Consider the following 12,246-nt stretch of genomic DNA (forward strand, 5'->3'; position numbering starts at 1 on the left):
TGTGTATCTCCGTGTAACCTAATTTTTTAAACCATTTAAAACAAAGTATCTGTGAGCAGAAAGCGAATTTTGCTTTTTAAAATACTGGCGATATTCTTTCCAGTTATCGTTTTCATTTTGTTGGAATGTGGACTGAGATTATTTGGTTATGGCCTTGATCTTGGTCTTTTTGTTGATGATCCGAATCACCCTGGTTATCTGGTCATGAATCAGCACACTTCGAAAAAATATTTTGCGCAGCAGCAAAATGCTACGATTGGAAACTACGAATCATTCAGAAAACAAAAAGCAGCTGGCACTTTCCGGATTTTTGTTTTGGGTGAATCTACAACCATTGGTTACCCCTACATGCACAATGGTTCGTTTCACCGCTGGCTTCAATATCGACTTACGCATACTTTTCCTGAAAAAGAATTTGAGATCATCAATCTTTCCCTGACTGCTGTTAATTCCTACACTGTTCTTGATTTCGCCAACCAGATTATTGATTATCAACCTGATGCCGTTATGGTTTATACAGGGCATAATGAATATTACGGCGCTATGGGCGTAGGCTCGACAAGTTTTGCGGGTTGGAATCCTGCGTTGATCAGGTTTACTATCAAAACCAGAAATCTGAGAATTATTCAATTTGCCACGAACATTTTTGCCAAATTAAAATCTTCTGCTTCAACTGAAAAAATTGACCTTCGCGAAAATCTGATGAAACGGATGGTTTCTGATCAGAAAATTGCCTTGAATTCTGAAAAGTTCAAACAGGGAATTAGTCAGTTTGAAGCGAATATGACGGATCTTTGTAAGGTATTTTCAAACAAAAACATTCCGCTTTTCATCAGTACGCTCGTTAGTAATGAAAAGGATTTAAAACCATTTATATCAGATCCAGGAAATAATTCAGCGTCTGCTAACTATCAATATCAACTTGGTATTGAATCTTTTAAACAAAATAAATTTCCGGAAGCTGAAAAATATTTTGTTAAAGCAAAGGAACTTGATCTGCTGAGATTCCGCGCTCCGGCAGCGATGAATAAGATACTTCGTGGATTGTCTGCCAAATATCCTGAGGTGAAATTGGTTGATGCAGAAAAGGTATTTAGAGAAAATTCTGCACATGGTATGCTCGGTAATGAAACTTTGCTGGAACATGTACATCCGAATTTGTTTGGTTATGCGCTTCTATCGGATGCTTTTTACCAGTCTTTGAAAAATGAAAAATTGATCAGCAGCGATTGGAAAAATGAAATTTCCTTTGTCGAATTGAGAAATCAAATGCCGATCACGCCGGTTGATTCACTCAAAGCAGTTTACGAAATGATGATGTTAAAAGAAGGTTGGCCATTTAATGAGCCTATGCCAGCCGAAATTCCCCATGAAAAAACAATTGAAGAACAACTTGCTGGTGGACTTTCTGTAAAACAAATTTCCTGGGAAGGCGCATTGTCAGAATTGTTAAAGGTGTATTTGAAAGAAAATAATCTGAAAGGCGCTTTGCAGATCAATGAAGCATTTACGCTGGAATTCCCCCTCGACCCAACTTTTTTCATGCAGGCCGGAATGCTTTCTGCGGGTTTAAATCAAAACGAAAAATCAATTTTTTATCTCAAAAAAGCATTCGCTATTCAGGATAATTTCAAAACCGCCCAGACTCTTTTTATCACACTTTTGAAAGAAGACAGGCCGGAAGAAGCTGTTGTGTATCTGAATTACGCTGCAACGCACAACGAATCCAATTTCAATATGACAGAACTGCAAAATCTTGTCAGTGAGATCATTAGCCTCAAACAGCGCTATCAATCCGATTCATCAAATATAAATCTCAGCAACCAGATCGCACTAAACTATCTTAAATTTGCTAATGCCAAAGCCGCTGAGAAATACATAAATAAAACGCTCCAAAAAGATCCGGCAAATGCTAATGCATTGCTATTGAGAGAAAAAATAAAAACTATATAAGGTAATAATCAGCTTAATGTTGTGTCAATGGTAATCGTATGCGTTAGCGTATTATGAATCGGGCATTTATTGGCAATGATTAATAATCTTGCTTTTTGCTCTTCATTCAATTCACCTACAAGCTCGATTGTCCGGTTCATTTGGGAAACATTTGACTGAATATCCCTTGAAAATTCTACCTGGACATTTATTTCAGTCAACTCGGCCCAACCTTTCCGGTTGGCATACATACGAAGAGTTCCACACGTGCAAGCCGCCAATGCGGATGCCAGCAATTCTTCCGGAGAAAATCCAAGATCCATACCCCCGGCAGAAATCGGTTCGTCAGCTATCAGGCTATTGGTGGCCGATTTTATTACTGTTTTATAAAGTTCAGTTCTGATACTTGCGACTACTTTGGCCATTATTTACGTTTTAAATTAAGGTTTTCAGCTGGTAAGGGCACAAAATCTGTTTCGCCCGGTACCTGTTTAAAGGTTTGTGCAAGCCAGCTTTCTTTTGCTTTATCAATTAATTCCTGACTTGTCGCGACAAAATTCCAGTAAATAAACCGGTCTTCGGCAAAAGGTTCGCCGCCAAAAATATAAACTGTTGTATTTTCAGCCATCGTAAATTCGCACAAATTTGTGTCCATAGCGACCAAAAGTTGTTTGGGAAGATAGGTATTACCCTGGGTTTCAATACTTCCTTCAAGAATATAAATCCCTGCTTCTCCGTAAAGTTCATGTCCCAGTTTTACCGATTTCGCTTCTTTACTTTTTATTTCCAAAAAATATAACGGACTAAAAACGGGGACAGGTGATTGTTTGCCCATAAGCTTCCCTGCAATCAGTTTAAAAGCAACAGAGTCAACTTCCCAGTGCGGCAAATCTTCCTCCGAAGCATGAAAAAATTCCGGATCCATTTGTTCCAGTTCCTTTGGCAAGGCTACCCAGATCTGTAATCCATGCAGTATTTTATCCGAATGACGAAGGTATTCCGGCGTCCTTTCCGAATGTACAATTCCGGCTCCGGCCGTCATCCAGTTCACTTGTTTGGGTCTAATTTCAATTTCGGTACCCAGACTATCCTTATGCATGACATTACCTTCAAACAAATACGTCAAGGTCGACAAACCGATATGCGGATGCGGTGGAACGTCCATATTCTGATGGTCGTTCATATTGGCAGGGCCCATGTGATCAATAAAAATAAATGGCCCAACCATCTTTTTTCCTCTGAAAGGAAGCAATCGGCCCACCATAAAATTTCCAATATTCCGTGGGCGTTCCTCAATGATAAGATTTATATTAGACATAATTTCGACCTGAAATCAGATTTACGTTCAGAGGCAAAAGTTAAATATTAATATCGGATTTGAAGCAAAAGTTCTTCGTAGATTTGAAAACACTTTTAACACTTCTATGCAAGCCAACATTCCCAGAATTGATATTAACTCGCTTTCAGAACATAAAGATGACGACATTCTGATAAGCCGGTTTGCAGAATACCTGGCAATACATCCTAACCTGACCTCGCCACACCGGCATAGCTTTTACCACCTGCTTTTTTTCACAGAAGGCGGCGGAATGCATACGATTGATTTTAACCATTTTGAAGTAAAACCGTATCAGATATATTTCATGACTCCCGGACAAGTGCATTCCTGGGATTTCAAGGGACATGTGGAAGGTTTTGTTGTTAATTTTTCCGGCGATTTCTTCCAGTCATTTCTGCTGCGTCCTGAATATCTGGCTTCGTTTTCATTTTTTAACGGAATTTCAGAAGATGGTGTGATCAATCTCCCCGACAATATTCATGATCCTGTAAATCAGATATTTGAAGATTTAATTTTACATTTTTCGCAAAAAACTGTGTTTCGGGAAGACATGATCCGCATACTTTTACTCCAAATATTTATTACCATTGAGCAAAGCACTTCTTTAAACCGGCAGCAAAATATTCCTTTCAAAACCAATGTACTGCTACATAATTTCCATACCCTGATTGAGAAGAATTTCATCGAAATCCGTTTACCCGGTGAATACGCGGAACTGCTTAATATTACACCAAATCATCTGAACGCGCTATGCAAGGAACATTTGGGTATGCAAGCCGGTGAAGTTATCCGAAACCGTGTTGTATTGGAAGCAAAAAGATTACTGGTAAATCTGGGACTTAGCGTTTCAGAAATTGCTTATAAACTTAACTTTAATGATAATTCCTATTTTACTAAATTTTTCAAAAAAGAGGTTGGGATGAGTCCGGAAGTTTTTAGGAAAAAGTCGGTTAAAGAAAGACAGTAAATAAATTTGTTATAATATTTATTGTTATATTTGAAACTGAATCCAGTTAACGTTATAACATTATGAAAACTAACATAATAAATATAGGAAATAGTCAGGGAATTATTCTTCCTTCTATGATTTTACGACAAATGAAATTAACATTTAAATCTAGTGTCCAGATTGAAATAGAAAATGGTACTATAATGATTAAACCTGAACCTCGTCAAGGTTGGGCCGAGGCGGCTAAACAGATGCATGAAGCCAAGGACGACGAGCTTTTGTTGGGAGATTTTCCAAATGATTTTGACAATGATGAATGGACATGGTAAAACATTTTGAACAGTACGATATATACTGGATTTCTTTGGATCCGACAATTGGAAGTGAGATTGCAAAAACTCGCCCATGTGTAATAATAAGTCCAAATGAAATGAATGAATTCTTAAAAACCATTATTGTTATTCCTATAACTTCTACGATCAAAACTTATCCGTGGCGTGTTGAATGTGTTGTGTCCGGTAGGAATGGATCAATTGCTACGGATCAAATAAAAGCAGTAGACAGAATTCGAATTGGTGCCAAAATTGGGGAACTCTCAAAAAAGGAAATATTCTCTTTAAAAGCAACCATGAAGCAGATGCTGATAGATTAATATTCCCATCAATAAGGCGCCGGCTGCCGTGACCTGACATTCAAAACCGTTTGACTAAAATAAGGATACAGAGAAATAAGCAGCATTACTCCCACAATCACCCAACAAATGATCGAATAATAATCCATTGCGTACCGCAGCATCATTTGTTTGTCAACGGCTTTGCTCAGCAAAACGTTGGCAATTTTCATCGCCTGATCTTTTGCAACTCCATGACTTTCCATGGCAAGCACGTACCCTTTAAGTCTTTCCTGCACAACCGGGCTCAAAGCAGTGATCTGATTCCGAAAATCTTCCTTATGTGTGCTTTTGGCAAATAACTGAAATGAAGTAATCATAGCCATACTCATTGTAAAACCAATAAATCGAAACAGAATTCCAGCCATGGAAGCAGAAGCGCCAATCGCGGCCGGAACAGAAGAAACCGTAAAAAGAATAATCGGCGCCATAAGCGTTCCTGCACCCAATCCCTGAACAATTAAAGGTAAAATAAAGGTTGAAGCATCAGCTTGTGTAGCAAAAAGGAAATACATCCAGCCATGAAAAAGCAGTAAAAATGCAAATCCGCCAAGCCAGATCATCCGCATCGGTTTTTTCATCAAAATAAGCCTGGAGGAAATAAAAACACTTACGATCACACCTATCATATTAGCAAGCATCAACTCCGATACATGAATCGGATCCATGCCTAATACAACATCGAAATAATTTGATGTGATATTTAAAGAACCACGGCAAATATAAAACGGTATCAGCAAAGCGGCGCCGATACGAAAATTGGAATATTTGAAAACAGCCAGATTAATAAAAGGTCGTTTTAAACTTAATTGCCGGAAAATAAAAAGCGGCAAAAGCAACAGAATTGCACCGATACAAACCCAGATGTGCAGACTTTCAAGCCAGTAATTCTTCTGCCCATAGATTAATATATAGCCAAATAAGCATAAAATGAGCATGTAATAAACAAAACTGCTCCAATCAAGTTGATACAAGGGAAATTTCCTGGCCAGGCGCACGTTTTTCATCATGCACATTAACAAGATGCATCCCGGTAAAATCATAAATATCAAAGCCTGATAAAGCGATTGATAATTAGAATATTCAATGATCAGCGAAGCAAGCAGCATGACCAACGGCGAAGAACAAACGAGCATTCCGTAAAAAACAGAATATCCGATTTCCCGGGAACGCTCACTGGAAAGTTTCCTGAAAATCAATGTAAGACAAATACTGTTGATACCTCCGGTAAATATTCCCTGCAAAAATCGCGTCAGGAAAAATACGAAAGAACTGTGAGTAAAATAAGAAACATAGCAGGTTAACAGCAACAAAATTACGTTAATAGTAAAGTACTGTTTTGCCGCTAAATTATTAAAAAAACGTTGCTCCAAAGAATACCACCCAACCAACGCAGCATAATAAACGATGGTTGAATATTGAACGTCAATCGGCTCGATTCCGTAATAACCAGCCGTTGCACTAACGTTACTCGTAAATAATCCGAAGAGCGTCAGAAGTGGAAAAAGCACCATGCCGATACCAACTTTAACCAGCCATTCAGGGACCCAGGACTTAAATAACGAAGCGTGATTTGACATAATTTCAGGCTCCTTTTTTTACAAAAACCATCGCATTCATCCCGGCACGAAGATTTTCAATCCTATTTTTGGCATCCGTCAACAAGATTCTGACCGGTATCCTTTGTGTTATTTTCACAAAATTCCCAGTCGAATTGTCCGGCGGAAGCAAGGAAAACCTTGAACCTGTTGCGGGTGAAAGCGAAACGATCCTGCCGTTGAAATGTTCTCCAGGTAATGCGTCCGTTTCGATATCAACCATTTGTCCGGTGTGCATATGACGGATCTGCGTTTCTTTGAAATTTGCAATTACCCATTTGCCCTCCTGCTGATCTACGATGTATGCCAAAGTTTGCCCAGCCTGGATCATTTGTCCGTTTTGAATCGTTTTTCTTCCCATTTTTCCGTCATAAGGTGCCGTCACAACGGTATAGGACACGTCCAGTTTATTGCGATCCAGAATAGCTTCCCTTCTTTGTATTTCAGCCCACGCAACTTCCTGCTGCACTTTTATGTCATTTACTTTTGACAATGAAGCCTGATAGGTATCCAGAAACGACTGATAATCAGCCTTGGCAACTTCGAGCGCCGTTTCGGCGTTTTCAAATTGCTGCCGGGTTACTGCTTCAACCTGTAATAACTTTTCATACCGAGAAAACTCCTGTTCCTGATGCCATAATTTTGCTTTGGCAGCCGCAATTTGTCCTTCGTTCACAGTTGCATTTTTGGAAGAAGTTTCCACAGTGCTTTTCAAAACCGAGATCTGCGCTTTTGCATTTAAAAGGGCAGCCTCTGCTTCTTCCTGTCCCAACTGATATTCCCGGTTGTCAATGATCAGCAACGTATCACCCTTTTTTACTGATTGATTTTCCTCATATCGAATATCACGAATAAACCCTCCCACCCGGGACGTCACCGGATTGATATATTCTTCAATTTGTGCATCCTCGGTTTCTTCATATAGCCACAGATCCCACAAAGTAAGGCCACCCCAGACACATAGTCCGAGCAAAATAAAACCGGCAATCCAGGCCGTTATTCTGGTTATTAATTTATCTGAATTATTGAATTGATTTTGTTGTGTGCCCATTTTCTTAAAGATTGCCGATCGTTTTCATGAGGTAATAATATTCCAGTCTGGCCCGAATCTGAGCCGAGGTAAGGTCAAATTTTGATTGTAATAATTGAGTATCCGCGTCAAGCAAATCCGTTAAAAGCGCCAGCTGGTTGAAATAAGTATTATATACTATTCGGTAAGTTTCACTTGCCTGATGAATATTTTCTTCCGAAACCTTGATCCTTTTCAACGATTCGTTATAGCGCACATAGGCTTCATTTACCTCGACGCGCAACGCATCTTCCTCATTCTCATGGATCAAATGCTGTTTCTCAGTCTGAATTTCCGCTGATTTTACTTTATGTTTATTTTGGTACAGCGACGATAATGTGTAAGAAATTTTCACTCCCGCCTGGCCAAGTCCGTAAAGTGCTCCTGCATATGGATATAGGAAAATCTGCGGATACGTATAGCCATATTCCGCGTAGGCCGTCACCTTTGGCAAATTATTCGCTTTTACAATTTTCAGTGCCAGTTTTTTTAGTTCGGTTTCTTTTTCAGAAATCCGGATTCCATAGGCGTTAGAAAATGCATCGGAAAGATACTCATCATAAATTTTGGCAGAATCAACCGGGCTGTTAACATCTTCGGAGGGATTTAAAAACGTATTTTCCGGCAGCCCTATTAATACATCCAGTTTCTGGTTGTTAATAGCAATCGTATTTTCGATTTCCACCAAAAGCATCTTTTGTTTTGATAAAGAAAGTTCAGCACGAAGTACATCACTGCGTAGAATGACGCCATGTTTGAACAATTCCCGGATCTGATCAAGTCGCTTTTGCTGTTCCGCAATATTGACGTTGACCAGGTTTTTTAAAAGCAGATTTCTTTCCAGTTCCAGATAATAAGCCGTTGCCTTAAACTTCACCTCCGAAACAGTCATATCTTTTTCAATAGATGAAATTTGATTTTCAACGTCCTCTTCCTTAACCCGGTTTTTAAGTTTTTGACCATTGTAAACCACAACGGATGCTTCCGCATTTAGCTGAAAATAATTGTGAAGAACAGGATAGTAAGAAGGCTTGTTCAATATGCCGTTATCATAAATTGGCAAATTGGAAATCCGTGCATATTTTGTTCCGGTATTGATTTCAGGCAAACGTTCTGCACGGGCATCTTTAAGATTTTCAAAGCTCGAATTTATTTTTAGCTGGCTGATTTTAACACTTTTATTCTGCGCCTCGGCTTGTTGCCAAATTTGGTGCAAGGATAATTTCAGTGTGTCTTTTGGAGTGAAATTTGTTCTTGCAAATGCTTCGTGAAATACAACTGAACAAAGTAAAAGAGAAGACAGGATTATTTTTTGACGGTAACACATATACTGGCTTGATAACATCACAAAGGTAATGCGTCATCAAAACAACCCTTTTCTATATATTGCCAAAAATTTGTCAATTCCGGCCATTATGAATATTTCCGAACAGTTAATCAACATAGACAAAAACCCCGAGTCCAATTACGTTCTTCACGACCGCATGGAAAATTTGTTTCCCTATCATTTGCACCAAAAAGGGCAGTTGACTTATGTGGAGGGTGGAATTGCTTATTTGAACACAAAAGACAAGGCATACTTTTTACCAGCCAGACATTTTATATGGATCCCGCCGGGACTTGAACATTTTGTGCAGCAAAAAAACAGATCTTCGATTGTCAGGAATCTTTACTTTAATATGGCGGATATTAAGAGTAGCCCGTTTTATGAGAGAATGGGAATTTATCCGGCTCCCAACTTGCTATTAGAAATGTTACTTTTCACAGAAGATTGGAGCGGAGAAATCAGGGTTGATTCTTTTGAAAATCAATTTTTGACCACGATAAAGAACCTCCTCCCCAAAATAAGCAGCCATCCACTACCGATTGTACTACCCACTACAAACCATGAAAAGATGCAGCCAATCATTAATTATATTCAGGACAATCTGGAATCACCCTTACATCTTGACGTAATATCTAAAAATTTTGGGATGAGTCCGCGTACATTTTCAAGATTATTTCAGGCTACTCTGGAAACATCCTTTTTGCAATATTTAAAGTTGTCGCGTATGATCAGGGCTATGGAACAATTGCTGCAAACCAATAAAACTATCAGCGAAATTGCCTATGAATCCGGATACAACAGCATCGCCACATTCAGTAATACCTTCTACGGATTGGTAAACGTCCGCCCTTCAGAATTCCAGAAATTTTAAATCATCGATCAAATAGTGGCAGAGTCACTACTGATATGGTTTCCGCGGAATTTATTCCATGGAAAACATCATTTTTCGTGACAACAGGGCGAACGATTTATTACAAAAAAAACATTTGGCGATAAATCCGGTACAGCAGATTTACAACCAAATGAATCCCACAAACAATATCTTTTTATAAAATTCCTATTTACCGACCACTTCTTCGGGATCAGGAGATATAAATATAGCCAGCCATGATCTTCGAGCCAACCGATAAAATAAAGGTGTTAAAAAAATCAAAACCGGAATAATACTATACAGGAAATAATCCAGATATGGTTCAAAGAAGTGAATGAACACAAAAAAGTAAATCAACATGAAAACAACATAAAAAGCATAACTCATGTACAATGCGCCCTGATAAAACCCAGGTTCCGGCACCAGATTTTCACCACAATGAGGACAAATTTTATTCATTTGGTCAAACTTGAAACTATATGCACTTTTAGTAATAAAAAAATCGCCTTGACCGCAACGTGGGCATTTATTAAATAAAACGCTATAAATTCTGTTATTTTTCATGATTTCTAAAAATTAGAAGCCTTTATCAATTGTACTCCCAACACCCTCCCGGAAGTATTTAATTTCTAAATCCTTTAAGTTTACGAGATTTCTACGACCTCATTTAACTTGTGACAAATGTCGGCAAGAATCTCTGAATACGAAAGTACAGATGGTGCAATCTATGGTATAAATCAACGATTTATAGAAAAATAATAAGTTATTCAGAAAGTATCATGTCGATCCGTAGAATGAACAACGTAAACAAGTATTTATACATTTCCTTCATTATAATCACTATCTACCTTTGCATTAACGTTTTACAAAATATAAGACAAGTACTCATTCGTTATCTCGCCTGAAAACATCATCAGTATATTCAGATGTTTCTCATGGTGTTTTTAAAAGATAAACGCCAATCAAAAAAAATAGTTTATAATTAATTAGGAATGTTCGTTCCGTTATTATTACCTTTACGGAACAATCGTTCCATAAACAATTTTTATATTTATTCAAATGAGCAATCTTCAAAACAAAGTCGCAGTAGTAACCGGTGGCAATAGTGGAATTGGCTATGCCACAGCAAAAGAGTTTTCAGCGCAAGGTGCGCAAGTAATCATTACCGGCAGAAACAAAGCGTTACTGGATCAGGCTTCCCAAGAGCTGAATGTGACAGGAATTATTGCCGATCAGGCGGATATTTCTTCTCTTGACAAACTGGTAGACACTGTAAAAAACAAATTTGGAAAAATTGACATTCTTTTTCTAAATGCCGGTGTAACATCCTTCTCTCCTCTTGAATCAGCAACAGAGGAACATTACGATTCCATTATGAATATCAATGTAAAAGGTACGTTTTTCACCGTACAAAAATTCCTGCCAATCCTGAATGACGGAGCTTCTGTAATATTCAATGCTTCAATAAATGCAAACGTGGGCATGTCAAATACAGCGGTGTACGCTGCAAGCAAAGGCGCCATATTGTCATTCAACAAAGTATTTTCAACTGAACTTGCACCAAGGAAAATTCGTGTTAACGCCGTTTCTCCCGGTCCGGTTGAAACACCACTTTATGGAAAACTAGGTTTAAGTAACGACGAGTTGTCGGGCCTGGGTGAAATATTTGGTAAAAAGATTCCATTAAGCCGTTTCGCTCAATCTGAGGAAATTGCAAAAACAATCCTGTTCCTGGCCTCCTCAGATTCCTCATTCATTACCGGAACAGAGATCGTTATTGATGGAGGATTGACCGTTAATTCGGTTTTGAATTAATTTCAGCTTCAAATACGGAACAAATGTTCCAAATAAATTAACTTTGCTGAGTTTATCAGCAAAGTTTTCAGCATTATGGCACGTACAAAAGAATTCGATCAGGAAGCAATTTTAGATAAAGCCGTAGCGCTTTTTTGGTACAAAGGTTATAATGCTTCTTCTATGCAGGATGTAGTGGACGCACTTGGCCTGAGCAGATCAAGTATTTATGATACCTTTGGCGATAAACATAAGCTTTACATTGCGGCTTTGGAAAGGTATCGGGCACAAGCCGCCGGAGGCTTGATTGATATGGTGAATCAATCTAAAAATACGATGACTTCGCTCGAAGAAATCTTTAAAATGCTGGTTCACGACAGCTTTACTGACAAGCTTCCAAGAGGTTGTTTTATGGTAAACAGCACTGTCGAACTGGCCCCGCATGATGAAGAAATTGACAAAATTGTACGTGAGAACATGCAGGATATTGAAGACGCATTTTTTAAACTTATCGTAAAAGGTCAGGAATCCGGAGAGATCTCCAAAGATAAAAATCCAAGAGCCGTTGCTCGTTTTCTGTTCAATACGATTTCAGGTTTGCGCGTTGCGGCTAAATCCGGTGTGACGCAGGAAATTTATAACGACATTGTCAGTATTGCGCTTGCAGGAATAAAATAGGAATCCGGACAGTCTTATC

The 12,246-nt window shown here is 38.6% G+C and carries 13 protein-coding genes; 7 read left to right on the plus strand and 6 right to left on the minus strand.

Translation table 11 applies throughout. The features are described 5' to 3' along the window. Window positions 1-51 precede the first annotated feature (51 nt). On the plus strand, window positions 52-1,953 hold the full coding sequence (locus FZF08_RS26645; RefSeq protein ID WP_200837172.1) for a hypothetical protein: 1,902 nt from the start codon (window positions 52-54) through the stop codon (window positions 1,951-1,953). An 8-nt stretch (window positions 1,954-1,961) separates the two neighbouring features. Here FZF08_RS26645 and FZF08_RS26650 read toward each other — a convergent pair whose 3' ends face one another. Together FZF08_RS26650 and FZF08_RS26655 are read right to left on the minus strand one after the other, a co-directional pair. Further along, window positions 1,962-2,357: an OsmC family protein gene (locus FZF08_RS26650; protein WP_159476150.1), complete on the minus strand. Its 396-nt coding sequence runs from the start codon at window positions 2,355-2,357 to the stop codon at window positions 1,962-1,964. Continuing rightward, on the minus strand, window positions 2,357-3,250 hold the full coding sequence (locus tag FZF08_RS26655; RefSeq protein WP_159476153.1) for a pirin family protein: 894 nt from the start codon (window positions 3,248-3,250) through the stop codon (window positions 2,357-2,359). The genes FZF08_RS26650 and FZF08_RS26655 overlap by 1 nt, the downstream gene beginning before the upstream one ends. 106 nt (window positions 3,251-3,356) lie before the next feature. Between FZF08_RS26655 and FZF08_RS26660 the strand changes: the two genes are divergently transcribed. The 3 genes from FZF08_RS26660 (at window position 3,357) to FZF08_RS26670 (ending at window position 4,872) form a co-directional block, all read left to right on the plus strand. Beyond that, on the plus strand, window positions 3,357-4,238 hold the full coding sequence (locus FZF08_RS26660) for an AraC family transcriptional regulator (RefSeq protein ID WP_159476156.1): 882 nt from the start codon (window positions 3,357-3,359) through the stop codon (window positions 4,236-4,238). A gap of 62 nt (window positions 4,239-4,300) precedes the next feature. Next, the gene (locus FZF08_RS26665; RefSeq protein WP_159476159.1) at window positions 4,301-4,549 is read left to right on the plus strand and encodes an AbrB/MazE/SpoVT family DNA-binding domain-containing protein; all 249 of its coding nucleotides are present in this window, start codon (window positions 4,301-4,303) and stop codon (window positions 4,547-4,549) included. After that, window positions 4,543-4,872 (plus strand): type II toxin-antitoxin system PemK/MazF family toxin, encoded by a 330-nt coding sequence (locus tag FZF08_RS26670; RefSeq protein ID WP_159476259.1) that lies wholly within the window; start codon window positions 4,543-4,545, stop codon window positions 4,870-4,872. Before FZF08_RS26665 ends, FZF08_RS26670 begins: the two co-directional genes overlap by 7 nt. Before the next feature lie 8 nt (window positions 4,873-4,880). Here FZF08_RS26670 and FZF08_RS26675 read toward each other — a convergent pair whose 3' ends face one another. From FZF08_RS26675 to FZF08_RS26685, 3 genes are read right to left on the minus strand one after another with little or no spacing between them, the layout of a single operon-like run. After that, window positions 4,881-6,470, minus strand: a complete 1,590-nt coding sequence (locus tag FZF08_RS26675; RefSeq protein ID WP_159476162.1) for an MFS transporter — start codon at window positions 6,468-6,470, stop codon at window positions 4,881-4,883. 4 nt (window positions 6,471-6,474) lie between these two features. Next, the gene (locus tag FZF08_RS26680) at window positions 6,475-7,539 is read right to left on the minus strand and encodes an HlyD family secretion protein (protein ID WP_159476165.1); all 1,065 of its coding nucleotides are present in this window, start codon (window positions 7,537-7,539) and stop codon (window positions 6,475-6,477) included. Window positions 7,540-7,543: 4 nt separating this feature from the next. Further along, on the minus strand, window positions 7,544-8,884 hold the full coding sequence (locus FZF08_RS26685) for a TolC family protein (RefSeq protein WP_159476168.1): 1,341 nt from the start codon (window positions 8,882-8,884) through the stop codon (window positions 7,544-7,546). Between the two features lie 88 nt (window positions 8,885-8,972). Between FZF08_RS26685 and FZF08_RS26690 the strand changes: the two genes are divergently transcribed. Continuing rightward, complete coding sequence (locus FZF08_RS26690; RefSeq protein WP_159476171.1) at window positions 8,973-9,755, plus strand: AraC family transcriptional regulator; 783 nt, start codon at window positions 8,973-8,975, stop codon at window positions 9,753-9,755. Between the two features lie 186 nt (window positions 9,756-9,941). Here the strand turns inward: FZF08_RS26690 and FZF08_RS26695 are convergent, their stop codons facing one another. Beyond that, window positions 9,942-10,214: a DUF983 domain-containing protein gene (locus tag FZF08_RS26695; RefSeq protein WP_229216711.1), complete on the minus strand. Its 273-nt coding sequence runs from the start codon at window positions 10,212-10,214 to the stop codon at window positions 9,942-9,944. Window positions 10,215-10,814: 600 nt separating this feature from the next. Here FZF08_RS26695 and FZF08_RS26700 point away from each other — a divergent pair. Next, window positions 10,815-11,570, plus strand: coding sequence for an SDR family oxidoreductase (locus tag FZF08_RS26700; RefSeq protein WP_159476174.1), 756 nt, complete (start codon window positions 10,815-10,817; stop codon window positions 11,568-11,570). 75 nt (window positions 11,571-11,645) lie between these two features. Continuing rightward, on the plus strand, window positions 11,646-12,227 hold the full coding sequence (locus tag FZF08_RS26705) for a TetR/AcrR family transcriptional regulator (protein ID WP_159476176.1): 582 nt from the start codon (window positions 11,646-11,648) through the stop codon (window positions 12,225-12,227). Window positions 12,228-12,246: the final 19 nt, after the last annotated feature.

Origin of the sequence: Dyadobacter sp. 3J3 (assembly GCF_009801115.1) — a bacterium.
Lineage (GTDB): Bacteria > Bacteroidota > Bacteroidia > Cytophagales > Spirosomataceae > Dyadobacter.

Coding starts and splice junctions, on each gene's coding strand:
- FZF08_RS26650 (WP_159476150.1), bottom strand. CDS start 2,357: ATGGCCAAAGTAGTCGCAAGTATCAGAACTGAACTTTATAAAACAGTA.
- FZF08_RS26655 (WP_159476153.1), bottom strand. CDS start 3,250: ATGTCTAATATAAATCTTATCATTGAGGAACGCCCACGGAATATTGGA.
- FZF08_RS26660 (WP_159476156.1), top strand. CDS start 3,357: ATGCAAGCCAACATTCCCAGAATTGATATTAACTCGCTTTCAGAACAT.
- FZF08_RS26665 (WP_159476159.1), top strand. CDS start 4,301: ATGAAAACTAACATAATAAATATAGGAAATAGTCAGGGAATTATTCTT.
- FZF08_RS26670 (WP_159476259.1), top strand. CDS start 4,543: ATGGTAAAACATTTTGAACAGTACGATATATACTGGATTTCTTTGGAT.
- FZF08_RS26675 (WP_159476162.1), bottom strand. CDS start 6,470: ATGTCAAATCACGCTTCGTTATTTAAGTCCTGGGTCCCTGAATGGCTG.
- FZF08_RS26680 (WP_159476165.1), bottom strand. CDS start 7,539: ATGGGCACACAACAAAATCAATTCAATAATTCAGATAAATTAATAACC.
- FZF08_RS26685 (WP_159476168.1), bottom strand. CDS start 8,884: ATGTGTTACCGTCAAAAAATAATCCTGTCTTCTCTTTTACTTTGTTCA.
- FZF08_RS26690 (WP_159476171.1), top strand. CDS start 8,973: ATGAATATTTCCGAACAGTTAATCAACATAGACAAAAACCCCGAGTCC.
- FZF08_RS26695 (WP_229216711.1), bottom strand. CDS start 10,214: ATGAATAAAATTTGTCCTCATTGTGGTGAAAATCTGGTGCCGGAACCT.
- FZF08_RS26700 (WP_159476174.1), top strand. CDS start 10,815: ATGAGCAATCTTCAAAACAAAGTCGCAGTAGTAACCGGTGGCAATAGT.
- FZF08_RS26705 (WP_159476176.1), top strand. CDS start 11,646: ATGGCACGTACAAAAGAATTCGATCAGGAAGCAATTTTAGATAAAGCC.